At 69.4% G+C, this 25,615-nt stretch carries 16 protein-coding genes, 1 tRNA gene and 2 pseudogenes; 6 read left to right on the top strand and 13 right to left on the bottom strand.

Annotated elements, in window-relative coordinates:
* Positions 1-18 precede the first annotated feature (18 nt).
* Entirely contained in the window at positions 19-825 is an 807-nt protein-coding gene (locus BFF76_RS15015; protein ID WP_065848411.1) for an Fpg/Nei family DNA glycosylase, read from the top strand.
* Here BFF76_RS15015 and BFF76_RS33795 read toward each other — a convergent pair.
* The 11 genes from BFF76_RS33795 to BFF76_RS15070 form a co-directional block, all read right to left on the bottom strand.
* A complete protein-coding gene (locus tag BFF76_RS33795) occupies positions 808-1,065 on the bottom strand; it encodes a hypothetical protein (RefSeq protein ID WP_065848412.1) in 258 nt (85 codons plus the stop codon). The genes BFF76_RS15015 and BFF76_RS33795 overlap by 18 nt on opposite strands.
* A gap of 252 nt (positions 1,066-1,317) precedes the next feature.
* The gene (locus tag BFF76_RS15025; protein ID WP_031099345.1) at positions 1,318-1,512 is read right to left on the bottom strand and encodes a CsbD family protein; all 195 of its coding nucleotides are present in this window, start codon (positions 1,510-1,512) and stop codon (positions 1,318-1,320) included.
* A gap of 24 nt (positions 1,513-1,536) precedes the next feature.
* The gene (locus tag BFF76_RS15030) at positions 1,537-2,007 is read right to left on the bottom strand and encodes a Dps family protein (protein WP_031099343.1); all 471 of its coding nucleotides are present in this window, start codon (positions 2,005-2,007) and stop codon (positions 1,537-1,539) included.
* Positions 2,008-2,234: 227 nt separating this feature from the next.
* Positions 2,235-2,618 carry a helix-turn-helix domain-containing protein gene (locus BFF76_RS15035; RefSeq protein ID WP_014153702.1) on the bottom strand — a complete coding sequence of 128 codons (384 nt, stop codon included), beginning with the start codon at positions 2,616-2,618 and terminating at the stop codon, positions 2,235-2,237.
* Positions 2,619-2,727: 109 nt separating this feature from the next.
* Entirely contained in the window at positions 2,728-3,240 is a 513-nt protein-coding gene (locus BFF76_RS15040; RefSeq protein WP_065848413.1) for a CinA family protein, read from the bottom strand.
* Positions 3,237-4,082: a CDP-diacylglycerol--glycerol-3-phosphate 3-phosphatidyltransferase gene (gene pgsA / locus BFF76_RS15045; RefSeq protein WP_065848414.1), complete on the bottom strand. Its 846-nt coding sequence runs from the start codon at positions 4,080-4,082 to the stop codon at positions 3,237-3,239. Before pgsA ends, BFF76_RS15040 begins: the two co-directional genes overlap by 4 nt.
* Positions 4,079-5,557: a 30S ribosomal protein S12 methylthiotransferase RimO gene (gene rimO / locus BFF76_RS15050; RefSeq protein ID WP_053929962.1), complete on the bottom strand. Its 1,479-nt coding sequence runs from the start codon at positions 5,555-5,557 to the stop codon at positions 4,079-4,081. The genes pgsA and rimO overlap by 4 nt, the downstream gene beginning before the upstream one ends.
* A 165-nt stretch (positions 5,558-5,722) precedes the next feature.
* Positions 5,723-6,523, bottom strand: coding sequence for a helix-turn-helix domain-containing protein (locus tag BFF76_RS15055; protein ID WP_065848415.1), 801 nt, complete (start codon positions 6,521-6,523; stop codon positions 5,723-5,725).
* A 213-nt stretch (positions 6,524-6,736) separates the two neighbouring features.
* The gene (locus BFF76_RS15060) at positions 6,737-9,511 is read right to left on the bottom strand and encodes a DNA translocase FtsK (RefSeq protein ID WP_065848423.1); all 2,775 of its coding nucleotides are present in this window, start codon (positions 9,509-9,511) and stop codon (positions 6,737-6,739) included.
* A gap of 110 nt (positions 9,512-9,621) precedes the next feature.
* Positions 9,622-10,302: a response regulator gene (locus tag BFF76_RS15065; protein WP_031099333.1), complete on the bottom strand. Its 681-nt coding sequence runs from the start codon at positions 10,300-10,302 to the stop codon at positions 9,622-9,624.
* Positions 10,303-10,546: 244 nt separating this feature from the next.
* The gene (locus BFF76_RS15070; protein ID WP_065848416.1) at positions 10,547-15,976 is read right to left on the bottom strand and encodes a HAMP domain-containing protein; all 5,430 of its coding nucleotides are present in this window, start codon (positions 15,974-15,976) and stop codon (positions 10,547-10,549) included.
* A gap of 402 nt (positions 15,977-16,378) precedes the next feature.
* On the opposite strand from BFF76_RS15070, the pseudogene BFF76_RS15075 reads away from it, so the two are divergent.
* Together BFF76_RS15075 and BFF76_RS15080 are read left to right on the top strand one after the other, a co-directional pair.
* A pseudogene (locus BFF76_RS15075) lies at positions 16,379-17,254 on the top strand (ATP-binding protein); the annotation flags it as partial.
* 123 nt (positions 17,255-17,377) lie between these two features.
* Positions 17,378-20,506: a Tn3 family transposase gene (locus BFF76_RS15080; protein WP_065848418.1), complete on the top strand. Its 3,129-nt coding sequence runs from the start codon at positions 17,378-17,380 to the stop codon at positions 20,504-20,506.
* A 29-nt stretch (positions 20,507-20,535) separates the two neighbouring features.
* Here BFF76_RS15080 and merB read toward each other — a convergent pair whose 3' ends face one another.
* Positions 20,536-21,510, bottom strand: coding sequence for an organomercurial lyase (merB, locus tag BFF76_RS15085; protein WP_065848419.1), 975 nt, complete (start codon positions 21,508-21,510; stop codon positions 20,536-20,538).
* Positions 21,511-21,591: 81 nt separating this feature from the next.
* Between merB and BFF76_RS15090 the strand changes: the two genes are divergently transcribed.
* From BFF76_RS15090 to BFF76_RS15100, 3 genes and pseudogenes are all read left to right on the top strand, one after another.
* The gene (locus BFF76_RS15090; protein ID WP_065848420.1) at positions 21,592-21,990 is read left to right on the top strand and encodes a heavy metal-responsive transcriptional regulator; all 399 of its coding nucleotides are present in this window, start codon (positions 21,592-21,594) and stop codon (positions 21,988-21,990) included.
* Between the two features lie 257 nt (positions 21,991-22,247).
* A complete protein-coding gene (locus BFF76_RS15095) occupies positions 22,248-23,336 on the top strand; it encodes a recombinase family protein (RefSeq protein ID WP_065848421.1) in 1,089 nt (362 codons plus the stop codon).
* Positions 23,337-23,423: 87 nt separating this feature from the next.
* A pseudogene (locus BFF76_RS15100) lies at positions 23,424-25,190 on the top strand (SpoIIE family protein phosphatase); the annotation flags it as partial.
* 50 nt (positions 25,191-25,240) lie between these two features.
* On the opposite strand, the gene BFF76_RS15105 reads toward BFF76_RS15100, so the two are convergent.
* A tRNA-Thr gene (locus BFF76_RS15105) sits at positions 25,241-25,313 on the bottom strand.
* Positions 25,314-25,615: the final 302 nt, after the last annotated feature.

A 25,615-nucleotide genomic window follows, 5' to 3' on the forward strand; every position in this document is an offset into this window, starting at 1 on the left:
TTCGCGCATCATGGATGCATGCCCGAAGGTGACACCGTCCTGCAGACCGCCCGGCGTCTCGACGTGGCACTGGCCGGTCAGGTCCTGACGGTCTCCGACCTGCGGGTCCCGCGCTTCGCCACAGCCGATCTGACCGGTCTGACGGTCCTGGGTGTCACGGCGCGCGGCAAGCATCTCCTCACACGCTTCCAGAACGGCCTCACTCTCCACAGCCATCTGCGCATGGAGGGCGCCTGGCGGGTGTACGACCACGGCGAACGATGGCGGGGCGGCCCCGACCACCAGATCCGCGCCGTACTCGCCAACGCGGAGCACACCGCGGTCGGCTACCGCCTGCCCGTCCTCGAGCTGTTGCGCACCGACGACGAGGACCAGGTGGTCGGCCATCTCGGCCCCGATCTGCTGGGGCCGGACTGGGATCCGGAGACCGCTCTGCTTCGTCTGCTCTCCGACCCCGGGCGCCGGATCGGGGACGCGCTCCTGGACCAGCGCAACCTGGCCGGCATCGGCAACGTCTACATGTGCGAACTCTGCTTCATGGCCCGTGCGACGCCATGGCTCCCGGTGGGTGAGCTGTCCCTGCCCATCGCCACCCGGCTGGTCAGCACGGCCAAGCAGCTTCTGGAGGCCAACCGTGAGCGTCCGATGCGGACCACCACCAGGGCGACGGCGGCCATGTCCCGCAGCCGCACACGGGAGCGCCTCTTCGTGTACGGGCGGGCCGGCCGCCCCTGCCTGCGCTGCGGCACCCCGATCCGTAAGGCAGAACGCGACGACCGTCCCGCCTACTGGTGCCCTCGCTGCCAGTCAGGTCCCACCGGCTGAGTCTCTCCCTGGGGCCCGCTGAGGGGCCGAGGGTATCTCCGGGTCGCTGCCACGCTCTTCGGCGGTCCGCTCCGGCCGCACCGAGCCGGCAACATGCACCGGCAGGAGACTCAGCCCCCACCCCCCGGCCGCTACCGCCCCCTCGACCAGTCCGGCGTGCTCCGGCTCCAGGACCAGCCGCAGCACGGCCCACCACCACAGGCCACCGAGGACGAGCGCCGGCACCCATCGCCGCACCATGGCTGCCTCCTCCGGCCGACGCTAGTACGGCTTGATCCTCTGACGGGAGGGCGCACCGATGCACTGACGGCGTGCGGGGCGCGAGCGGTACGACGGCGCACGCTCTCTCCGGGGGCCGCCGTGGGGAGAGGTGAGCACCGGCCCTCCCCAGCAGTTTCCCCCGGGTCGGCGCCGGCTGCATCCCGCGGCCCCGGCATGCCGGTGCCCCCGGGATTCGCCGAATCCACGGGGGCACACCGGTCTGTGCCTCTCTTACCTCTTGTCGTCGTCGGTGAGAGAGTCCTTCACACCCTTGGCACGCTCGCCGGTCGCGCCCACGGCGCCCTCCGCCTTGGCCTTGGCCTGGTCGGCCTTGCCCTCGGCCTCCTTGCGGCGGTCTCCGGTGAGCTTGCCGGTCGCTTCCTTGGCTTTGCCCTTGAGCTTGTCCGCGGCCTTCTTGTCCGTCACGGCGGTTCCTTCCTCGATTCGGGTTCAGGCGCTCTCGGCCTGGAACATCCACGCGTGCTTCTCGAGATCAGCGGTGACCGTGATCAGGATGTCCTGGCTGATGGGGTCCGGCTCGTCGGTCGCCTCGATCCGCTCACGCATGCGGTCGATGACCACGCGGAGGGCGTCGACCAGGACACGGACCGCGTCCACGTCCTGGATCCAGCCGTCAGGCACGGAATCGATCGCGGTGGTCTTCGCGAGGGTCCGGGACCGGCCGTCCGGGTTGACGCCGACGGCGGAAGCCCTCTCGGCGACCGTGTCGGAGTGCTGACGCGCCGTGTCGACGACCTCATCGAGCTGAAGGTGCACCGAGCGGAAGCGCGGACCGACCACATTCCAGTGGACCTGCTTGGCCACCAGGGAGAGGTCGACAAGGTCGACCAGTGCGCCTTGCAGCGCATCTCCCACGACCTTGCGGTCGCCTTCGGACAGGGCGCTCTTCACGACAGACATGCACTTCTCCGTTCAGATAGCTGTTCAACTCACCATTTGTCCACAATGTCACATATGCAGAGAAACGGTCATTCGGCCGGCTGTTCCGGAGCATTACGCTCCGGTCATGCTCAGCGCCTGCCCCGCGAACGGTCCTGCACACACCGCGGAGGACACCGCGATACGCGAAAGCCCCGGCCGGCCCACGAGGGGCCGGCCGGGGCTTTCGTTCAATACGAACCGTGCGGTCAGGCGGCGACGACATCCACCGCTTCCGCGGGCGCCTTGATGGTCACCCGTCCCGTCGGTACGCCTGCGACCGACGCAACAGAGACGGAATTGAGCATCGGACGTACCGGCACAGGCACTGCATCACTGGCTGCTGCCGACTCGGCCAGCTCAGCCAGCGACAGTTCATCGCTCACTTCACGCATGAGCTCGGACATCCGTACGTCCAGCGCGTCGCAAATGGCGGAGAGCAGTTCGGAGGATGCCTCCTTCTGCCCCCGCTCCACCTCGGAGAGATAGCCGAGCGAGACTCGGGCGGACGAGGAGACTTCGCGCAGAGTACGGCCTTGGCGCTGGCGCTGCCGACGCAGCACGTCACCAAGCAGGCGACGGAGCAGAATCATCGGTGGCTCCCTCCTCGGACCGCGTAGCCGCATCCTTCACGCCCCACCGTACCGCCTTGCGCTGCGGCCGTGCGGGGAGCGATGTCGTGTTCACTCAGGGCTGCAAACATCAATTCCCCCCGTTCTGTTCCGTATCCTGTGCCCCCGCATTCTCGCCGAGTTCGCCCGAAAGCAGTTCGAGCAGACTCCGCACACTCTCCTTACGGATGTCCGTCCGCCCGCCGTTCAACCTCAGCTCGGCGACTTTCTGTACGCCACCAGGCCCGGAAACCGCCACGAAGACCGTGCCGACGGGCTTGCCGTCCTGCGGCTCGGGACCCGCGACCCCGGTGGTCGAGACGCCCCAGTCCGCGCCGAGGACCCTGCTTACGCCTGCGGCCATCGCCCGGGCGACCTCCGGGTCCACCGCCCCGCGCTCGGCCAGGAGCACGCCGTCCACGCCCAGGACATCCCGCTTCAGGGCCGTCGCATACGCCGTGACGGATCCGCGGAAGCACAGCGAGGCACCCGGTACGGAGGTGAGCTCGGCGGCCACCAGACCGCCGGTGAGGGACTCGGCGACGCCCAGCGTCTCACCGCGCTCCTGAAGCCGCCGCAGCACCCGGGCCGCCACGGACGTCACCGTTCGGCCTCCGCGGCGCCCCTGCTGCCCGCAACGCGCTCCCCGACCGGATTCCCGAAGGGCGGTTCCCCTGCCGGCTCACCGACGGTCTCCACCACGCCTTCCGCGGTTCCGCCCGCGCATTCCCCGGAGCGCCGCCCACCGGCCGCGTCCTCCATGCCCGACACCACCGTGACCGCCTCAAGGGCGGCCGCCCGCTCGGCCGCGAGCCCGAGTCGACGCAACACGACGGCCTGGCGTACGTAGTCGAGCCCGGTGACGACCGTCAGCACCACGGCGGCCATCATGACCCAGAATCGCAAGGTCGCCAGCGGGCCCGTCAGCGCCAGGACGTACATGCCCACGGCGATGCCCTGGGCCAGGGTCTTCGCCTTCCCGCCGCGGCTCGCCGGGATCACCGAGTGCCGGATGACCCAGAAGCGCATGAGGGTGATCCCGAGTTCGCGGAAGAGGATCACGCCGGTGATCCACCACGGCAGGTCCCCGAGCGACGACAGGCAGATCAGCGCCGCACCCATGATCGCCTTGTCCGCGATCGGGTCGGCGATCTTCCCGAAATCGGTGACCAGGTTGTACGTCCGGGCCAGATGGCCGTCAAAGACATCGGTGATCATCGCGACCGCGAAGGCCGCCCAGGCGAACGACCGCCAGACCGGGTCGTAGCCACCGTCGTGCAGGAGCAGCATGACGAAGCCCGGGACCAGCAGGAGCCGCACCATCGTGAGGATGTTCGCGATGTTCCACAGGCCGGCCTGGTTGACGGCCGCCGCACCCAGCTTGCCGCCGCGGTGCGCCGGCGTCGCGCCGGAGCCGCCTGCCGCGGTCGCCGGGGCTCCCGTCATCTGGCTGCCTCCGCAAGCTCGTGGTGTTCGGCCACGAGGTCCACTCCCTCGGTGCCCACTGCCTTCGCTTCGACCATACGGCCCGGCACGAGCCCTTCGCGTGCGGTGAAGACGACCTGGCCGTCCGTTTCCGGCGCCTGGTGGGCGGCTCGGCCCACCGCCACGGGCCCGTCCTCGTCGGACTCCACGGACTCGACCAGGACCTGAAGCGTTTCGCCGACCCGCTCCTCGGCCCGCTGGGAGGTCAGCTCCTCGGCCAGCTGCGAGATGTGCGCGAGGCGCTCGGCGATGACGTCGGCGTCCAGCTTGTTCTCGTAACCGACCGCCTCGGTACCCTCCTCGTCGGAGTAGCCGAAGACCCCGATGGCGTCCAGGCGCGCGCCGGTGAGGAAGCGTTCCAGCTCGGCGAGGTCGGCTTCCGTCTCACCGGGGAACCCCACGATGAAGTTCGACCGCGCACCCGCCTGGGGCGCCTTCGTCCGAATGGTGTCCAGGAGTTCGAGGAAACGGTCCGTGTCGCCGAACCGCCGCATCGCCCGCAGGACCCCCGGAGCCGAGTGCTGGAAGGAGAGGTCGAAGTAGGGGGCGACCTTGGGCGTCGAGGTGAGTACGTCGATCAGACCCGGCCGCATCTCGGCGGGCTGCAGATAGCTGACGCGGATCCGCTCGATCCCGTCGACCTCGGCGAGCTCCGGCAGCAGGGTCTCCAGGAGCCTGATGTCCCCGAGGTCCTTGCCGTACGAGGTGTTGTTCTCGGAGACGAGCATGACCTCCTTGACGCCCTGCTCGGCGAGCCAGCGGGTCTCTCCGAGCACGTCGGAGGGGCGCCGCGAGATGAACGAGCCGCGGAAGGACGGGATGGCACAGAACGAGCAGCGCCGGTCGCACCCCGAGGCGAGCTTCACCGAGGCGACCGGGCTGGTACCCAGCCTGCGGCGCAGCGGTGCCCGCGGGCCGGAAACGGGCGCGACACCTTCCGGCAGATCCGCCGGAGCCGGCGCGATCTCCTGGGCGTGCCCCGGCAGCGCGACGGCGGCATCCTGCCGCTCGGCCGGGCTGATCGGCAGCAGCTTCCGCCGGTCTCGCGGGGTGTGGGAGGCGTGGATGCCACCGTTGAGGATGGTCTGCAGACGGTCGGAGATGTCGGCGTAGTCGTCGAATCCGAGGACTCCGTCCGCTTCCGGCAGCGCCTCGGCGAGGTCCTTGCCGTAGCGCTCGGCCATGCAGCCGACCGCTACGACGGCCTGGGTTCTGCCGTGATCCTTCAGATCGTTGGCTTCGAGCAGGGCGTCGACGGAGTCCTTCTTGGCGGCCTCGACGAACCCACAGGTGTTGACGACGGCGACATCCGCGTCCGTGGCGTTCTCGACGAGCTCCCAGCCGTCCGCTGCCAAGCGGCCTGCAAGCTCCTCCGAGTCCACCTCGTTACGGGCGCAGCCAAGAGTGACAAGGGCGACGGTACGGCGTTCAGGCATGGGCTCAAGACTACTTTGTCCCGGCACCGGGCCCGCCGTGCAGGGCTGACCGCTACGCGGAGTGACGGGGGCGTACTGAGACGGAAGGCGCGCGGGCGCAAAAAGACGGTGAGTGCCAGGCGGGACCGCCGGGCACTCACCGTCGAAGAAGCAGGGGCGGAGAGGTCAGCCGACCTCGGGGTCACCCTTGGTGTACGAAAGCCGTTCGACCTGACCCGACTCGAACTCGTCGTCGACCTTCTTGCCGTTCACGAAGAGATCGATCGCTCCGGCGTTCCCGAGAACCAGATCGACCCGCTCCTTGTCCTGGAAGGTCTTGGAGTCACCCGGCTCCAGCAGACCATCGAAGAGCAGCCGCCCGTTGTGGTCCTTGGCCGAGATCCAGCTCCCAGGCTCGGTGGCGCTGAGCCTGACCGTCACCTTGTCCCGCGGAGCGGCGGCGATGGCACTTTCGGACGGAGCGGGCTTGGGGTCGGCGGGCTTGCTCGCGGTGGGTTTGGCAGTGGTCTTGTCAGGCGTCGAGCCTTCGGCGACATTCGCCGCGCCCGACCCCTCGGTCTCGCCGCTGAAGAGCGTGAAGCCGACGAAGCCGACCACGACGACGATCGCGGCGACCATGGCCGCGGTCCAGTTGGGCCGACGGGGTTCGGAGCGGATCCGTTCCGCTTCGAACAACGGCGCCACGGGCGTGGGCGCCGGACGGCCGCCCTGCTCGGCGTCGAACTCCGCGATCAGCGGATCGGGGTCGATCCGGACGGCGTGGGCGAGCATACGGATGTGGCCTCGGGCGTACACGTCTCCGCCGCAGCGGGAGAAGTCGTCCTCCTCGATCGCGTGCACGATGGGGATGCGCACCCGGGTGGAGCTGCTGACTTCCTCGACCGTCAGACCTGAGGCGATACGAGCCTGCTGAAGCGCGCGACCGATCGAAGGCCGGTCGTCTTCGGGGGAGTTGCCGATGGACACGGGGGCGCCTTTCGAGCGTGAGCCACCTGCTGGATGTTCAGTCTAGGGGTGGTACGAAAGGGTGGGGCAACCGGGAGCGACGACTTTGTACGCCATCGGGTTCGCCGGGCAGCCCCTCGGGCAGGACTGAGGACTGAGCGCAAGACGGATCATCCCACTGCTCCTCCCTTCAACTTGACGTACGGCCGGGCGAAACGGTTGCCCGCAAAACTCTTACGAAGCGGTTTCTCCACGGATGACGGCCAGCACACCGTCGAGTTCGTCCGGCTTCACCATGACATCCCGCGCTTTGGAGCCCTCGCTGGGACCCACGATGTTGCGCGATTCCATCAGGTCCATCAGCCGACCGGCCTTGGCGAAGCCGACCCGCAGCTTGCGCTGGAGCATCGATGTCGAGCCGAACTGGGTGGAGACGACCAGCTCGGCAGCCTGGCAGAGCAGATCGAGGTCGTCGCCGATGTCCTCGTCGATCTCCTTCTTCTGCTTCGTGCCGGCCACCACGTCCTCGCGGAAGACCGGCGCCATCTGATCCTTGCAGTGCTGGACGACGGCCGCGACCTCAGCCTCGGTGACGAAGGCCCCCTGCATACGGGTCGGCTTGTTCGCCCCCATGGGAAGGAACAGACCGTCACCCTTACCGATGAGCTTTTCGGCGCCTGGCTGGTCGAGGATGACCCGGCTGTCGGCGAGCGACGAGGTCGCGAAAGCGAGTCGGGAGGGCACATTGGCCTTGATCAGACCGGTCACGACATCCACGGAGGGACGCTGGGTGGCGAGCACCAGGTGGATGCCGGCGGCGCGCGCCAGCTGGGTGATCCGGACGATGGAGTCCTCGACGTCGCGCGGGGCCACCATCATGAGGTCCGCCAGCTCGTCGACGATGACCAGCAGATACGGGTACGCGGAGAGCTCCCGCTCGCTTCCCTCGGGCGTCTTGGCCTTGCCGGTGCGCACCGCGTGGTTGAAGTCGTCGATGTGCCGGAAGCCGTAGGCCGCGAGGTCGTCGTAGCGGAGATCCATCTCCCGCACGACCCATTGGAGCGCCTCGGCGGCCTTCTTCGGGTTGGTGATGATGGGCGTGATGAGGTGCGGAATGCCCTCGTAAGCGGTGAGCTCGACCCGCTTCGGGTCGACGAGCACCATCCGCACGTCCTCCGGGGTCGCCCGCACCATGACCGAGGTGATCAGACAGTTGATGCAGGAGGACTTGCCGGAACCGGTCGCACCGGCGACCAGCACGTGGGGCATGTTCGCCAGGTTGGCCATCTCGTAGCCGCCCTCGACGTTCTTGCCGAGTGCGACCAGCATGGGGTGGTCGTCCTCGGCCGCGTCCGCGAGGCGCAGGACGTCACCGAGGTTGACCATCTCCCGGTCGGAGTTGGGGATTTCGATGCCCACGGCGGACTTGCCCGGGATCGGGGAGATGATCCGGACGTCCGGGCTTGCGACGGCGTAGGCGATGTTCTTGGTGAGGGCGGTGATCCGCTCGACCTTGACGGCGGGGCCGAGTTCCACCTCGTACCGGGTGACGGTCGGGCCACGGGTGAAGCCGGTGACGGACGCGTCGACCTTGAACTCCGTGAAGACGTTGGTCAGTGAGGCGACGACCGCGTCGTTGGCGGCGCTGCGCGTCTTGCCGGGTCCACCGCGCTCCAGCAGGTCCAGCGAGGGCAGCGAGTACGTGATGTCGCCGGAGAGCTGGAGCTGCTCGGCGCGGGCGGGCAGCGCCTCGGAGCGCTCGGGGGCGGGCTTCGTCAGATCGGGTACGCCGCCGGAGGACGAGGCGCCCTTCTCCGCGCTCCTGCCACCGGGCGGGGCCTTCTCAGCCGACCGCGCGCCGGGCACCGGCGTACCGGTCTGCTCCCGCTCCCGGTCCGCGGAGACTCCCTGGGTGAGATCGGCGACGACCGGCGACGGGGGCATGCCGTTGAGCACCGCCCCGTCGAGCGCGGCTGCCGCGGCGGCCGCGACGTCCACGGCGTCCATGGTGCGGTTCATCGCGGGCTGGGCGGACGACCTGCGAGGCCTGCGCCGCCTGCCATGCGCCTCGCCCTCGGCCTGCTCCGAGTCGTGGAAGTCCGTCTCCGGGCGCCGTCCTGAGCGCCGGGAGCGCTCGGGCAGTGCGTCGCGCCACTGCTCGTCGTACCGCTCGTCGTCGCTCACGCCCTCCTCGCCCGGCACGTGCACCGGGTCGACGATGCCGAGCCGCACACCCAGCTGCCGCAGCCGCCGCGGGATGGCGTTGACCGGGGTGGCGGTGACGACCAGGAGCCCGAAGACCGTCAGCAGCAGAAGCAGCGGAACGGCGAGGACCTCGCCCATCGTGAAGACGAGTGGCTGGGAGGCAGCCCAGCCGATCAGCCCGCCCGCGTCCTGCATGGCCCCGGTCCCGTCCTCGCGGCCGGGCGAGCCGCAGGCGATGTGGACCTGTCCGAGCACACCGATGACGAGGGCGGAGAGTCCGATCACGATACGGCCGTTGGCCTCGGGCTTCTCCGGATAGAGGATCAGCCGCACAGCGACGGCGCCCAGCAGTACCGGCACCAGCAGATCGAGCCGCCCGAAAGCCCCGGTCACGAGCATCTCGACGAGATCGCCGACCGGGCCCTTCAGGTGCGACCACGTACCCGCCGCCACGACCAGTGCGAGACCGAGGAGCAGGAGGGCGAGCCCGTCCTTGCGGTGTGCCGGGTCAAGTCCCTTCGCACCGCGCCCTATGGAGCGGAAGACCGCCCCCACGCCGTGCGCCGTGCCCAGCCAGAGCCCGCGGACGAGCCTGTACACGCCCCCCGTGGGGGACGGGGCTGGTTTGGGGGCGGGTTTCTTCGCCGCCGCCTTCCTGGGGGGCGCCTTCCTGGCGGGCGCGGCCTTCTTCGCCGCCGCCTTCTTGACGGGCGCGGCTTTCTTCGCCGGTCCCTGCGTACGGCCGGCACCCTTCGCGGTGCCCGCCGTGCCCAGGGAACCCTTGCCGGACGTACGTGAGGCCATGGGACTGAGGTTACCGGTGCGGACGTCGGTGGACACGTGTGCCTACGGCTTCACCCGTCCGTGTCGCCCTTCCACAGGCACTGAACTGACGCACCCTCAGCCCTCGCAGGTCAGCTCTGCGAGGGCAGCGTGGTCGCGGAACCACTCGTCCCGGGCTCCAGCGCGTCGAGCGCGCGCCGCAATCCGGTGAGCTTGCGCTCGAGATGGGCAGCCGTGGCAACAGCGGCGGCATCCGCGGAGTCGTCGTCCAACTGCTTGGAGAGAGCCTCCGCCTGCTCCTCGACCGCGGCGAGCCGTGCCGAGAGCTCGGCCAGCAGACCGGCCGGCTCCTTCTCGTCGGCGCCCTGGTGGGCGCCGCCCTCGAGCTGGAGCCGCAGCAGCGAAGCCTGTTCGCGCAGCTTGCAGTTCTTCATGTACAGCTCGACGAAGACCGAGACCTTGGCGCGCAGCACCCAGGGGTCGAAGGGCTTCGAGATGTAGTCCACCGCACCCGCCGCATAACCCCGGAAGGTGTGGTGCGGGCCGTGGTTGATGGCGGTCAGGAAGATGATCGGGATGTCCCGGGTTCTCTCCCGCCGCTTGATGTGTGCAGCCGTCTCGAATCCGTCCATGCCGGGCATCTGTACGTCAAGCAGAATGACCGCGAAATCATCCGTGAGCAGCGCCTTGAGCGCTTCCTCCCCTGACGATGCCCGCACCAGTGTCTGATCGAGCGCAGAGAGGATGGCCTCCAGCGCCAGCAGATTCTCCGGCCGGTCATCGACCAGGAGGATCTTGGCCTTCTGCATCATGGCCCGCCCTCCTCGCCCCGGCATCGCACCGGGTGCCGCCCCAGGGGACGGCTCCCTTACGCCGTCCGTCCTTGTGCCGGTCATGGTAGCTGCACCCCGCCCGTCACCACACCCTGTCACCGCGATGTCACTGTGCACATAGCGAAAACGCGGTCGAAGACCAGAAGGTTCCCCGGAATCCGCTCGCTCACACCCTTCGGGGTACAGCCGGCCGACGGAATCCGGCGCACTCCTCCGCGCACGGTCACTCTCCCCGCATCCACTTCTCCATCACCGACAGCAGATGGTCGGAATCGACCGGCTTGGTCACGTAATCGGAGGCCCCGCTGTCGATCGCCTTCTCACGGTCGCCCTTCATGGCCTTGGCGGTCAGCGCCACGATCGGCAGCCCGGCGAACTGCGGCATCCGCCGGATCGCCGTCGTGGTCGCGTAGCCGTCCATCTCGGGCATCATGATGTCCATCAGTACGATCGTCACATCGTCGTGCTGCTCGAGGACTTCGATCCCCTCACGCCCGTTCTCCGCGTACAGCACCGATAGACCGTGCTGCTCCAGCACGCTGGTGAGGGCGAAGACATTGCGGATGTCGTCGTCGACGATCAGCACCTTCTCGCCGTGGAATCGGAACGTCCGGCGGGGCTCCGCCTCATCCTGCGGGCTCTGCACCCACTCCTCCGGTGCTGCGCCCGCCTCCCCGGACGCGCCGTTCAGGGCGGGGCGGTGCGCGGTTCCCCCGAGGGCCTTGCGCCGGCGCCGGAACACTCCGGCGGAGTTGGCGGGGTCGCCCAGGGGCTGTTCGGTCCCGTTGCCCGGCGACGCCTCCACGTGCTGGACGCCCTCGGCGGAACCCGCATGCACCTCTGCGGGGCCGGCCCCCAACTGCGGATAGCCCTGCGGAGGCAGCTCGCTCGGGTGCAGGGGCAGGTACAACGTGAAGGTCGAGCCGCGTCCCGGTTCGCTCGCCGCGTGGATCTCACCGCCCAGCAGACGGGCGATCTCCCGGCTGATGGAGAGACCCAGCCCGGTTCCCCCGTACTTGCGGCTGGTCGTGCCGTCCGCCTGCTTGAACGCCTCGAAGATCACCAGCATCTTGCTGGACGCGATACCGATCCCGGTGTCGGTGACCGAGAAGGCGATCAGGTCGCCGTCCGCTTCACGCAGCGAGCCGGCCTCCAGCAGGTGTTCCCGGATGGCGTTCGGGACATCGGCGCCGGCCGGCCTGATGACCAGTTCCACGGCGCCGCTGTCGGTGAACTTGACCGCGTTGGACAGGAGGTTGCGCAGGACCTGCAGGAGCCGCTGCTCGTCCGTGTGCAGCGTGGCGGGGAGCTCCGGAGACACCCGCACGGAGAAGTCGAGCCCCTTCTCCGCGGTGAGCGGCCGGAACGTCGCCTCCACGTAGTCGACCAGCTGCACCAGTGCGATCCGGGTCGGACTCACGTCCATCTTGCCCGCCTCGACCTTGGAAAGGTCGAGGATGTCGTTGATCAGCTGGAGCAGGTCGGAACCCGCGCCGTGAATCGTCTCGGCGAACTCCACCTGCTTCGGGGAGAGATTGCCCTCGGCGTTGTCCGCGAGCAGCTTGGCCAGGATGAGCAGCGAGTTGAGCGGTGTACGCAGCTCGTGCGACATGTTGGCCAGGAACTCGGACTTGTAGCGCATCGAGACGGCGAGCTGCTCGGCGCGCTCCTCCAGGACCTGCCGCGCCTCCTCGATCTCGGTGTTCTTCACCTCGATGTCGCGGTTCTGCTGGGCCAGCAGCTCCGCCTTCTCCTCCAGCTCCGCGTTGGAGGCCTGCAGCGCCTTCTGCCGGTTCTCGAGCTCCTGCGAGCGGTCGCGCAGCTGCTCGGTGAGCTCCTGGGACTGTTCGAGGAGCTTCTCGGTCTTCGTGTTCACGCTGATGGTGTTGACGCTCGTGGCGATCATCTCGGCGAGCTGGTTGAGGAAGTCCCGCTGGATGTGTGTGAACGGCTGGAACGAGGCCAGCTCGATGACACCGAGCACCTGGCCCTCGAAGAGCACCGGAAGCACGATCACATGCGCGGGCGGCGCCTCGCCCAGTCCCGAGGAGATCTTCAGGTACCCCGGCGGCACGTTGTCCACCTGGATCGTCCGCTTCTCCTCGGCCGCCGTGCCGATGAGGGTCTCACCGGGCCGGAAGGAGGTCGGCATGGAGCCCGCCGAGTAGCCGTAACTGCCGCGCATGCGCAGCTCGTACGAGCTCTCCTTGCCGGCGTCCGACCCGACCTCGCCCCCGTCGCCGGTGGTCATGGCCAGGAAGAAGGCACCGTGCTGGGCGGACACGACCGGCGTCAGCTCGCTCATGATCAGCGAGGCGACGTCGTCCAGATCGCGACGCCCCTGCATCAGACCCGAGATCCGGGCGAGGTTGCCCTTCAGCCAGTCCTGTTCCTTGTTGGCCAGCGTGGTGTCGCGCAGATTGGCGATCATCGTATTGATGTTGTCCTGCAGCACCTGGATCTCACCGGCCGCGTCAACATCGATCTTGAGGTTGAGATCGCCGCGGGTCACCGCGGTGGCGACGGCCGCGATGGCGCGCACCTGGCGGGTCAGGTTCCCCGCCATCTCGTTCACCGACTCGGTGAGGTCGCGCCACGTCCCGTCGACGTCCCGGACCCGTGCCTGCCCGCCCAGCTGCCCCTCGGTACCCACTTCGCGGGCCACCCGGGTCACCTGGTCCGCGAAGGAAGAGAGCTGGTCGACCATCGTGTTGATGGTGTTCTTCAGCTCCAGGATCTCACCGCGCGCATCGATGTCGATCTTCTTCGTGAGATCACCCTTGGCGATGGCCGTGGTGACCGTGGCGATCTGGCGCACCTGTCCGGTCAGGTTGGACGCCATCGAGTTCACCGACTCGGTGAGGTCCTTCCAGGTGCCCGAGACTCCCGGGACGCGTGCCTGGCCGCCCAGCTCTCCCTCGGTGCCCACTTCACGCGCCACCCGGGTCACCTCGTCGGCGAACGAGGACAGCGTCGTCACCATCGTGTTGACGGTGTCGGCGAGTTCGGCGACCTCGCCACGCGCCTCGACCGTCACCTTCTTCGTCAGGTCGCCGTTGGCGACCGCGGAGGAGACCCGGGAGATGTTGCGCACCTGGCTGGTCAGGTTGTTTGCCATCAGGTTGACGTTCTCACTGAGGTCCTTCCAGATGCCCGTGGCGCCACGCACCCGGGCCTGGCCACCGAGAATGCCCTCGGTACCCACCTCGCGGGCGACCCGCGTCACCTCGTCACCGAAGTTCATCAGCTGGTCGACCATCGTGTTGACGGTCGTGACCAGTTCGAGGATCTCGCCCTTGGCGTCGACGGTGATCTTCTTGGAGAGATCACCCTTCGCGACCGCCGTGGTCACCTCGGCGATGTTGCGCACCTGAAGCGTCAGGTTGTTCGCCATGCCGTTGACGGACTGGGTGAGGTCCTTCCACGTACCGGAGACGCCCTGCACCTCCGCCTGGCCGCCGAGGATGCCCTCCGTACCCACCTCACGGGCGACGCGCGTCACCTGCTCAGCGAAGTTCGAGAGCTGGTCGACCATCGTGTTGAGGGTGTTCTTCAACTCCAGGATCTCGCCCCGGGCGTCCACGTCGATCTTCTGCGACAGGTCACCCCGCGCCACCGCCGTGGCGACCTGCGCGATGTTGCGGACCTGGGCGGTGAGGTTCCCCGCCATGCCGTTCACCGAGTCGGTCAGGTCACGCCACACGCCTGCCACACCGGGCACCTGCGCCTGACCGCCGAGACGGCCGTCCGTGCCCACCTCGCGGGCCACCCGGGTCACCTGGTCCGCGAAGGCGGAGAGCTGGTCGACCATGGTGTTGATGGTGTTCTTCAGCTCCAGGATCTCGCCCCGGGCGTCCACATCGATCTTCTGCGACAGGTCACCCCGCGCCACCGCCGTGGTCACCTGGGCGATCTGGCGCACCTGGGAGGTCAGGTTCCCCGCCATGAAGTTGACGGAGTCGGTGAGTTCCTTCCACGTACCGGACACACCGTCGACACGGGCCTGACCGCCCAGGCGGCCCTCCGTACCCACGTCCCGGGCCATCCGCGTCACCTGGTCGGCGAAGTTGGACAGCTGCGCCACCATCGTGTTGACGGTGTTCTTCAGCTCCAGCATCTCGCCCGCCACATCGACGGTGACCTTCTGCGACAGATCGCCGTTGGCGACGGCGGTGGTCACCTGCGCGATGTCACGCACCTGGCCGGTGAGGTTGCGGAAGGCGGTGTTCACCGAGTCGGTGAGGTCCTTCCACGTCCCCGCGGCGCCGGGCACCTCGGCCTGGCCGCCGAGGCGGCCCTCGACGCCGACCTCCCGGGCGACCCGGGTCACCTCCGAACCGAAGGCCTGGAGCTGGTCCACCATCGTGTTGACGGTGTTCTTCAGCTCCAGCATCTCGCCGGCCACATCGACGGTGACCTTCTGCGTCATGTCACCGCTGGCCACCGCCGTGGTCACCTGCGCGATGTCGCGCACCTGCGTCGTGAGATTGCGGAAGACCGTGTTCACCGAGTCGGTGAGGTCCTTCCAGGTGCCTGCCGCGCCGGGTACCTGTGCCTGGCCGCCGAGCAGACCCTCACCACCGACCTCGCTCGCCACGCGCGTCACTTCGTCGGCGAAGGTGCGCAGCGTCTCGGTCATCTGGTTGATCGTCTCGGCGAGCTGCGCGACCTCGCCGCGGGCGCTCACCGTGACCTTCTGGGACAGGTCTCCGTTGGCGACCGCCGTCGTCACCTCGGCGATACCGCGTACCTGGGACGTGAGGTTCCCGGCCATCGTGTTGACGGAGTCGGTGAGGTCCTTCCAGACCCCGGCCACCCCGGGAACCGTCGCCTGCCCGCCCAGTTCGCCCTCGGTCCCCACCTCACGGGCGACCCGGGTCACCTCGGAGGAGAACGACGACAACTGGTCCACCATCGTGTTGACGGTGTTCTTGAGCTGGAGCATCTCACCGGCCACATGGACGGTGACCTTCCGCGACAGGTCTCCCTTGGCCACGGCCGTCGTCACCAGGGCGATGTCACGCACCTGCGCGGTGAGCCGGTAGGCCATGGTGTTCACGGAGTCCGTGAGGTCCTTCCACGACCCGGACATGCCGCGGACCTGCGCCTGTCCGCCGAGCTTGCCCTCGGTACCCACCTCGACCGCGACCCGCGTCACCTGCTCGGTGAACGCGGACAGCTGGTCCACGAGGTTGTTGACCGTGCGGGCGACTTTCAGGAACTCCCCGCGCAGCGGGCGTACGGTCTCGTCCGGCGCGTGCGTGCGCAGTTCCATGCGCTGCTCGAGGTCACCGTCGGCGACAGCGGAGAGTACGCGTCCGACTTCCGACACGGGTCGCGCCAGGTCGTCGACGAGCTCGTTGGAGGCGTCGATCGCCGCCGCCCAGGAGCCCTCGCACGCGCCGGTCTCCAGGCGCTCGGTGAGTTTCCCCTCGCGCCCGACCACACGCCGGACCCGGGCGAGCTCACCCGTCAGATGCAGATTGCGGTCGGCCACCTCGTTGAAGACAGCGGCGATCTCCGTGAGTACGCCGTCGCCGGAGACGGTGAGCCGCCGGCGGAAGTTCCCGTCACGCATCGCCACGAGGGCCGCGAGCAGTCTGTTCAGAGCTGCCGCGTCCACGTCGATGGTCCCATTGCGCTGCTTTTTCACGGACTGCCCGCCTTTTGTGCGCGTTCCTGAACCCCGCGCCGCCACGCCAGACTCCACCGTGTCCCTCCCGCAGGGGTTGACCGTATCGCTCGGGCCATTATCGGAAGCTTGCCCACTTCCACTTTGGCTCACCGCCACAGCACACCGTCAACGGGTGACTATGCGGTCGTCAAATCGTTGAAACGTACCAGGCCGGAACGGGACGGCGGGGAAGGTCGCCGGGTCATCCCATTTCCCTCACCGAGGGCCCCATAGTTGTGTGCCCGGCGCACGACCGTCTGCTGCCCTGCGTACCCAAGTCCGCCCTCGTGTACCCGGGACACCTGGTGAGCGTCTAGCCTGGCAGGCGAATCGAAGCGGCGAGATACGGGCACAGGACTCGGGGAAGCGACGAGACACCAAATGGGGAGTGCTGTGATCACCGCGCGCGCGGCTGCCACCTTCGATCCGGTCGGACGCTCGGTCGCGACCGCCCGCGCCTTCGTCCGCGACACCCTTCAGGGGTGGGGTTACACCGACGTCGTTGACGACGCCGTCGTTCTTACCAGCGAGCTCGTGACCAATGCCGTCGTGCACGCGGGCACGGCGGCCGACGTCCTCTGCCTGCGCACCGAGGACGGTGTGCGCGTCGAGGTCGCCGACCAATACCCGGAGCGGGAGGTCCCGCTCCAGAGCTCCGGCCTCGATTTCGGGAGCCCGGACCGCGAGGGCGGCCGCGGACTGCTGCTCTGCGCGGCCCTCGCCTCCCGTTGGGGCGTCGAGTACACCCCGACGCGTAAACACGTCTGGTTCCAGCTCGATCTTCCCGAACGCCCGGTGGGCATCCGCTCGGCGAGCCCGGTCCTGCCCACCGCTCTCCTGCCGGTGGCGGAACAGCGAGTGCGGGTGGCCGTCGTCCAGACCGACGCGTCCGGATCCATCGCCTCGTGGAACGAGGACGCCTCGTTCCTCTTCGGTTACTCCGCGGAGAAGGTCGACGGCAGGCCCTTCAGCGACTTCGTGGCGTGGCCGCACACCCCGGGCACCAACACCGGTATCGCCGACGCGCTGCGGCTCTCCCGGTGGGAAGGCAGCTACGGCATCCGCGGCTCCGACGGCCGTGTCATCCCGGCGTACGCCTCGCATCTCAGAGTCCGCGACGCCGCCGGTGAACCCTCAACCGTCTGTCTCCTCGTGCGCGACTACGAACGCGCCGTGCTCCAGACACCGGTGCGCGCCCCGGTCTCCGACGCGTCCGCCGAGAACCGCGGCAGGGATCCGTTCGAGATCGGCCTCGGGGAACATCGGTACAGCGGTTATCGGTGAGAACGATCATGGCCGTCTAGCACAGTGATCCACTTTGCCGCTGGGGTTCGGTGAAACGCCGCTGGGCCTGGTCTGGGGCTGGCTACGGTCCGGCTCGTGCCGGTGGAATTTTTGAGCGATGAGCAGGCCGAGGCGTACGGGACGTTCGCCGAGGAGCCGACGAGGCCCGAGCTGGAGCGGTTCTTCTTTCTGGACGACGTGGACCGGGATCTGATCGCCCTGCGACGGACGGAGCATCACCGGCTCGGCTTCGCGCTCCAGATGTGCACGGTTCGGTACGTCGGCCTGTTCCTGGAGGACCCGCTCGCGGTGCCGTGGCCAGTGGTCGAGCACCTGGCCGTGCAGCTCGGCGTCGAGGATGCGTCGGTGGTCAAGCGGTACACGGAGCGGCGCCAGACGCTGTACGACCACGCGTGGGAGATCCGGGACGCCTACGGCTACCACCCCTACGAGGACGCCGAGTGGGGCCGGCGGTTCCGTACGTTCCTGCACGGGCGGGCGTGGACGCACGCCGAGGGCCCGAAGGCGCTGTTCGACCACGCGGTGGGCTGGCTGCGCCGTCACCGGGTCCTGCTGCCCGGGGTGTCCGTGCTGGCCCGGCAGGTGGCGGAGGCGCGGACGGTCGCGGAGAAGCGGCTGCACGCCACCGTCGCGGGAGCTGCCCGCCGCGCGGACCCGGCGCTGCCCGGGGATCTGGTGGCGACGCTGAAGACGCCGGAGGGCTCGCGGTTCTCGGAGCTGGAGCGGCTGCGCCGGCCGCCGACGCGGACGACGGGCACGGCGTTCGCCCGCGCGCTGGAGCGGGTGGACGAGATCGGCGCGTACCGGCTCGGGCGGCTGAGGTTGTCGCAGATCCCGCCGAACCGGATGGCGGCGCTGGCCCGGTACGCGCTGGGGTCGAAGGCGCCGCTGCTGGAGCGGGCGGCGGAGCCCAAGCGCACGGCGATGCTCACCGCGGTGATGCGGCACCTGGAGGCGAAGGCGATCGACGAGGCCCTGGACCTGTTCCAGGTCCTCATGGCCACCCGGCTACTGAACACGGCGAAGCGCAAGACGGAGAAGGAGCGGCTGTCCACGCTGCCGCAGCTGGAGAAGGCGTCACGGGTGCTCGCGCGGGCGGCGAAGGTGCTCTTCGAGGAGCTGGAGCTCGTCGAAGAGCAGGAGGCGGACCTGGACGTGGCCGCGCTGTGGGCGGCGGTGGAGGAGGTCGCCCCGCGCGCCGCCGTGATGACCGCGGCGGCCACGGTGGTCTCGCTGGTGCCCGAGGACGAGAACTCGGCCGAGGTCGCCATGCGGGCCGCGCTGGCGAACCGGTACGCCACGGTGCGGCCGTTCCTCGCGTTGCTGGGCGAGTCGAAGGCGCTGGACGCGGCGAGCGCCGGGAAGCGGGTCCTGGCCGGGGTCCGGAGTCTTCCGGCGCTGGCCCGGCGGAAGGTGGGCATCAAGCCGCTGCTGCCGCGGGAGGTGGACGACAAGCTGGTGCCGCCCGCGTGGCGCAAGGCGGTGTACGCCAACCCCGATCTGCCGCAGGGCGCGGTGGACCGGGACGCGTACGTGGTGTGCGTGCTGGAGCAGCTGCACCGGGCCCTGAACAACCGCGACGTCTTCGCCTCACCCTCGCACCGCTGGTCCAACCCGCGGGCCCGACTGCTGGACGGGCCCGACTGGGACGCGGTCGAGGAGGACGTCCTGGCGGCCCTGAGCCTGGACATGCCCGTCACCGAGCACCTGGCGGAGCTGGTGCGGGGCCTGGACGCCGGATGGAAGCAGCTCGCCGAACGGCTGGAGGAGGCGGGGCCGGCGGCGAAGGTCTCCATCGAGGTGCAGGACGACGGTCGGGTGAAGCTGAACGTCGACAAGCTCGGCGCGCTCGGCGAGCCGAAGTCCCTGACCTGGCTGCGCCAGCGGGTCGAGAAGATGCTCCCGAAGATCGACCTGCCGGACCTGCTGTTCGAGGTGAACGCCTGGACCGGGTTCCTCGACGCCTTCGTCCACCTCGGCGACGGCACCACCCGGATGAAGGACCTGCCCACTTCGATGGTCGCGCTGCTGGTGTCGGAGGCGTGCAACATCGGCCTGGCTCCGGTGGTGAACCCCGGCTACGAGGCCCTGACCCGGGCCCGGCTCGTGCACGTCGACCAGTACTACCTGCGCGCCGACACCATCGCCGCGGCGAACGCAGCTCTGATCACCGCCCAGGCCGACATCCCGATCGTGCGCTACTGGGGTGACGGACTGCTCGCCTCCGTGGACGGGCTGCGCTTCCAGGTGCCGGTGCGCACCATCAATGCCGCCCCGTCGCCGAAGTACTTCGGGTTCAAGCGCGGCATCACCTGGCTCAATGCCGTCAACGACCAGGTCGCGGGCATCGGGCAGATGGTCGTCCCCGGCACCCCGCGCGACTCCCTGCACATCCTGGATGCCCTGCTGAACCTGGACGGCGGCGTGAAGCCGGAGATGGTGGCGACCGACAACGCCTCCTACTCCGACATGGTGTTCGGCCTGTTCAAGATCCTCGGCTACAACTTCAGTCCGCGGTTCCGCGACCTGGACGACCAGCGGTTCTGGCGGGCCACGATGCCCGGCGTCGAGACTGGCACCTACGGTGCGGTGGAGGACCTGGCCCGCAACCGCGTGAACCTGAACAAGGTGATCACGCACTGGCCGGACATGCTGAAGGTCGCCGGTTCCCTGGTCACCAACCAGGTCCGCGCCTACGACCTGCTGCGCATGTTCGGCCGCGACGGCCGCCCGACCCCGCTCGGGGCGGCGTTCGCCGAGTACGGGCGGATCGCCAAGACCGAGCACCTGCTGCGCGTGGTCGACCCGGTGGACGACACCTACCGCCGCCAGATGAACCGGCAGCTCACCGTGCAGGAGTCCCGCCACAAGCTGGCCAGGGACGTGTGCCACGGCAAGCGCGGCACCATCCACCAGGCGTACCGCGACGGGATGGAGGACCAGCTCGGCGCGCTCGGCCTGGTCCTCAACGCCATCGTGCTGTGGACCACGAAGTACATCGACGCCGCCGTCGCCCAGCTCCGCGCCGAGGGCCACGAGATCCGGGACGAGGACATCGCCCGCCTCTCCCCGCTCAAGCACCGCAACCTGAACCTGTTGGGCAGGTACAGCTTCACCGCCTCCACCCCGTCCGGCGGCGGTCTGCGCCCGCTGCGCGACCCGGACGCGGCGGGTCTCGACGACGACGAGGAGGCCGGGGAGTAGGACCGCGCCGGGGAGCGTATGGGCGGGAGTCAGGGGGCCAGCAGCGGTCCGAAGGTCTGCGCGGCAAGCTTCTCCGCGTCCTGCTGGCCGACGATCCGGCCGGGAACCGAGGGATGCTCCTTCGCCCAGGTGCGGGCGGCGTTGTCGCTGGTGAAGAAGTTCAGTGCGTCGCAGCAGGTGGTGGCCGCCGGGCCGCCGCCGGGCCGCTGTCCGACGAACACCACGGCGTCCGCCGGCTCCCAGGTCATCAGCCCGCCGTCAGCGGTGACGGTGACCGCCTCTTCGGTGACCGGGTCGAGGGAGGTGATCACCGCGTCCCGGCCGAGCATCGGCGGGATGCCGAGCGCGTCGATCGCGCACATCGACCACACCTCGGCGCCTCCCTCGATCCGTACCCGGTGCCGGGTCGGTACAGCGGAGAACGGGTACGCGGCGCGGATACGGCCCTGCTCGTCCAGCGTCAGGAAGTCCTCGCGGGCCAGATCCTCCAGCACCTGCCCGGCCGTCCGGCCCGTTGAGGCGGCGGCCGTCGCCAGCTCGCCGGGCTCCGGAGCGATGCCGGTGGCGGCGAAGTGCCGCAGGACAGCCTGGTGCACCGCACGCAGTCCCCGCTCCGCCGGTGCCCGCCGCCCCCGGCCGCCCCGGCCGACCACAGCGAATCCTTCGCTCTCGCAGCAGTCACCCACGACGACGGACTGCGCCATGTCTGCGCCAGAGAGGGCCTGGCGCAGGGCGGCCACGCTCGGCGCCCCGGACACCGTGCCGTCCGCGTCCCGGTACAGGCGGCAGGACACACTCGGAGCTGCCCCGGTCGGGGCGAAGGGATCCACGCCGTCGAGCAGGACGGTCGGCGAGCCGGTCATGCCCCAGCGCGCGGCCTCGGCCTCGTCACACACCTCGACCAGTTCCACCTCCGCCGCCCGGCCGTCCAGCGCGGCAGCGATCCGCTCCTGTGCGAGGGGCACGTTCGGGCAGTCGGGAACCGTCAGTACGGTGATGCGCATGGCGCGTCCTTCCAGGTCGGAGTCTGTGCCCCGACGCTAGACCTTCCAGTGCACTGGAAGGTCAAGGCGTAGCCTGGAGCCATGCGCATCGGGGACCTCGCGACCGCCAGCGGACTGACCGCCAAGACCATCCGCTTCTACGAGCAGGCCGGACTCCTGCCCGAGCCGCCCCGCACCACGGGCGGTTACCGCGACTACGACGGCGACGCAGCGGGCCGGCTCGCCTTCATCCGCGACGCCCAGGGCGCCGGCCTCACCCTCGCCGAGATCCGCTCCATCCTCGCCCTGCGCGACGACGGCGAATCCCCCTGCGGCCACGTCACCGCACTGATCGGCCAGCACCTCGCCGACATCGAACGCCGCCTGACGGAACTCCGCACCACCCGCGCCGCCCTGCGCGAACTGGCCCAGCGGGCATCCCAGACCGACCCCGACACCTGCGGCTCGAACGGAATCTGCACCATCCTCTCGCCGCACTGACGGCACTCCGCACCACCCGCGCCGCCCTGCGCGAACTGGCCCAGCGGGCATCCCAGACCGACCCCGACACCTGCGGCTCGAACGGAATCTGCACCATCCTCTCGCCGCACTGACGGCACCACGCCCGCTCTCACAAACGACCAGTTGCGAGAGTTCTGCGAGAGACCCGGAGTCGATCACGTATCCCCAGGTCGCCATTCGCAGAACCCCTCTCAAAACCAAGGCGTTGTGCGAGACAGTTCTGACAGACTGCGCGGGTGGATCTGACGCCCGATCAAGCCGCAAACGCGGTAGAACGAAACGACTGTCCGAAGTGTGAGGTCCCGGCGGGCAGCGCCTGCCGGACCCGCAGTGGGAAGTGCGCGACGAAGTACCACACCGCCCGCTTCATCCTCGTGCCCGCGCTCCGCGAGGAACTCGACGTCCTCGTGCCGGAGGACCGCGGCCCGGGACGCACCTGGAAGCAGGGCCCGCCCGTGGAGGCGGCGCCGGCCGCCGCGGCGGCCAAGCCGATCCGGATCGGCTACGCCCGCTGCTCGACCGCGAGCCAGGAACTCGCCTCCCAGCGCGCCGCGCTCGAACCGGTCTGCAAGCGGATCTTCTCCGAGAAGATCTCCACCCGGATCAAGACCCGGCCCGAGCTGGAGAAGGCCCTCAAGCTGGCGTACGACATCAAGGAGGCCGCCCCCGACCAGGAGGTCATCCTCACCGTCCACGAGCTCAAGCGCCTGGCCCGCAACGCCGCCGAGCTGATGACTCTCTCCGGCCAGCTCCAAGACGCCGGCGTGCAGCTCGAACTCCTCACCGGCCCGCTCACCGGCATCTACGACCCCAACGGCATGGGCGCCATGTTCTTCGCCGTGCTCGCCGTCGCCGCCCAGCTCGACCGCAACTACATCCGCGAGAAGACCCTGGAGGGCCAGCAGGCCGCCGCCGCCAAGGGCAACCACGGCGGACGCCCCAAGGTCATCGACGACGACATGCTCACCTTCGCCGTCGCGCTGAAGAACAAGGGCGTCCCCGTCCCCGACATCGCGAAGAAGCTGACGATCAAGACGGGCAAGAACGCTGGGCGCCACCCCTCGGTCGCCTCGCTGTACCGGGCCCTCGCCGAGGCCGAGGACGACACCATGGCGGATGACGCACAGGTCATCGGCCCCCGCCGCCCGGTCCGCGCCCGCATCACCGAGCCCGGCAGCGGCACCGACGTGGAGCTGATGGAACGGCTCACCGCGCAGGTCCTCGGCGGCGACACCGTGCTGGACGACCTGGCCCGTCAGGCGCAGGACCGTTCCGACGACGTAGTGGCCCAGCTGCTCGCACAGGCCCGCGACAGAGACGCCTGACCGGCCCCGGCCCGCACCGAGCTATCTCCAGGTCAGATCCATGATCGTTCTCACCGATAACCGCTGTACCGATGTTCCCCGAGGCCGGAGATCTTCATCGGCTCCCCCGCCCCCGACGACCTCGACGGACTGCTGCAGCGCACGGTCGAGCGGGCGCGCGACATGCTGGACGCCGACGCCGCCTTCCTGCTGCTCGCGACCGATGACGAGACCGAGCTGGAGGTCCGCGCGACCACCGGTCTCCCCTCGGCCCGCCAGCGCTTCGCACGGGTCCCCGTGGAGGCCGGGACCGGCCGCTACGGCTCCGCCCGCATGCCGGCGGTCCACGAGGACCTCACCGTCGTACCGGGCGCCGTGCCGTTGCTCAGCGACACCGGGATGCGCTCGGTCGTCACGGTCCCCCTCAAGGTCGAGGGCCGGCTCACCGGCTCTCTCGGCGTCGCGGCCGAAGCGGCCGGGCGCTACTCCAACGAAGAGGCCCTGCGCCTGCAGTTCGCCGCCGACCGCATCGCGCTAGCCGTCGAGTCGGCCAGGCTCGGCGAGCTGGAACGCCTGCGCCGCGGCTCGTTGTCCTTCCTCGTCGAGGCGTCCGATCTGCTCGCCGGCACGCTGGACAGGGATCAGACACTGGCGCTGATGGCACAGATGACCGTGCCCACGCTGGCCACCTGGTGCGCCGTCTACACCATCGCTGACCAGTCCTCCGAGCCGTACCTCTCCTACGTACTCCACGAGGACGAGGAGCGCATCGACGGCTTGAAGGCCCTGCTCTCCTCGATCGACCCGCCGGACCCGGTCCCGGCCCCCGGCGCGCGCATCTGGGCGGCGCCCACGGAAGCCGGTCACCAGGCCGCGCTGCGCACGTCCAAGCGCACCCTGGGCAAGGACGCGCCCCTGAGCATGGGGGCGGCCGCACGCACTGTCCTCGCCACGGCGGCCGCGGTCGGAGGCGAGACCGTCGTCCTGCCCCTGGTGGCGAGGAACCGGGTGATCGGCATGCTCACGCTGGGCAAGCCGTCGGACGAGCACTTCCGCCAGGAGATCCTGGAGCTGGCCGAGGACCTGTCCAGACGGGCCGCTCTGGCCCTGGACAACGCGCGCCTGCACTCGGAGCGCATGGCTATCAGCCAGTCGCTCCAGAGGAGCCTGCTGCCGCCCGGGCTGCCCGATGTGCCCAACGTCGAGATCGAGGTCATCTACCGCGCCGCGGGCGAGGGCAACGAGGTCGGCGGCGACTTCTACGACGTGTTCCCCATCCGTGACGGCGCCTACGGCTTCGCCATCGGTGACGTCTGCGGTACGGGCCCGGAGGCGGCAGCCGTCACGGGCCTCGCCCGGCACGCCTTGCGCCTGCTGGCCCGCGAGGGGTTCGGCGGCCCCGCGGTACTGGAGAGGCTCAACGCCGCCATCCTGGACGAGGGCGCCCGCAGCCGCTTCCTGACGCTGCTCTACGGGGAGTTGTGGCCCCAGGAGGACGGTAGTGCCCTCCTGAAGGTGGTGTGCGCCGGCCACCCGCTCCCCCTGCGCCTGCGCCAGGACGGCTCTGTAGAAGCTGCTGCCGAACCGCAGCCGCTGCTGGGAGTCATCGAGGACCTCGAGCTCTACGAGCAGGAGGTCACTCTCCAGCCCGGCGATGTGCTCCTGTGTGTGACCGACGGGGTCACCGAGCGCCGCGAGGGGGCACGCATGCTGGGCGACGACGGCCTGGCCGATGTGCTCGCCATGTGCACGGGCCTGACGGCCGGCGCGGTGGCGGGTCGCATCCTGCGGGCCGTCGAGCGTTTCGCCGCGGAGCCCGCCTCCGACGACATGGCCATCCTGGCCATGCGCGTCCCGGAGCCGCAGAGCCTCTAGTCAGGACATGAGAAAGGCCCCCGCCGAAGCGGGGGCCTTTCTTCGTACCGAGCCCCAATGCGGAATCGAACCGCAGACCTTCTCCTTACCATGGAGACGCTCTACCGACTGAGCTATTGGGGCCTGCTGCCTTGCGGCAACGAGGTAAAGCATACCTCGAACGAAGGGGTGCTCAAAACCGTCCTGACGAGGTGTCTGCCGCGGCCGGGACGTACGCCGTTGCCAGCCGCGCAGCCGGTTGCGGGCGGCCATGGCGCCCGGACGGAACGGGTCCTCGGCAGGCCGGCCACCCGCACCGGTCGGCGTCCGTCCCCAGTCGGCCGTGAACGCAGAAAAGCCCCGTGCCACAAGGGCACGGGGCTTTCCCGGAATAATTGTTCGGCGGCGTCCTACTCTCCCACAGGGTCCCCCCTGCAGTACCATCG

It is taken from the genome of Streptomyces mutomycini, from assembly GCF_001700505.1.
Lineage (GTDB): Bacteria > Actinomycetota > Actinomycetes > Streptomycetales > Streptomycetaceae > Streptomyces > Streptomyces mutomycini.

Bases quoted from the DNA above. Each gene is read 5' to 3' on its own strand.
- BFF76_RS15015 (WP_065848411.1), top strand. From the start codon at position 19: ATGCCCGAAGGTGACACCGTCCTGCAGACCGCCCGGCGTCTCGACGTG.
- BFF76_RS33795 (WP_065848412.1), bottom strand. From the start codon at position 1,065: ATGGTGCGGCGATGGGTGCCGGCGCTCGTCCTCGGTGGCCTGTGGTGG.
- BFF76_RS15030 (WP_031099343.1), bottom strand. From the start codon at position 2,007: ATGTCTGTCGTGAAGAGCGCCCTGTCCGAAGGCGACCGCAAGGTCGTG.
- BFF76_RS15035 (WP_014153702.1), bottom strand. From the start codon at position 2,618: ATGATTCTGCTCCGTCGCCTGCTTGGTGACGTGCTGCGTCGGCAGCGC.
- pgsA (WP_065848414.1), bottom strand. From the start codon at position 4,082: ATGACGGGAGCCCCGGCGACCGCGGCAGGCGGCTCCGGCGCGACGCCG.
- rimO (WP_053929962.1), bottom strand. From the start codon at position 5,557: ATGCCTGAACGCCGTACCGTCGCCCTTGTCACTCTTGGCTGCGCCCGT.
- BFF76_RS15060 (WP_065848423.1), bottom strand. From the start codon at position 9,511: ATGGCCTCACGTACGTCCGGCAAGGGTTCCCTGGGCACGGCGGGCACC.
- BFF76_RS15065 (WP_031099333.1), bottom strand. From the start codon at position 10,302: ATGATGCAGAAGGCCAAGATCCTCCTGGTCGATGACCGGCCGGAGAAT.
- merB (WP_065848419.1), bottom strand. From the start codon at position 21,510: ATGCGCATCACCGTACTGACGGTTCCCGACTGCCCGAACGTGCCCCTC.
- BFF76_RS15090 (WP_065848420.1), top strand. From the start codon at position 21,592: ATGCGCATCGGGGACCTCGCGACCGCCAGCGGACTGACCGCCAAGACC.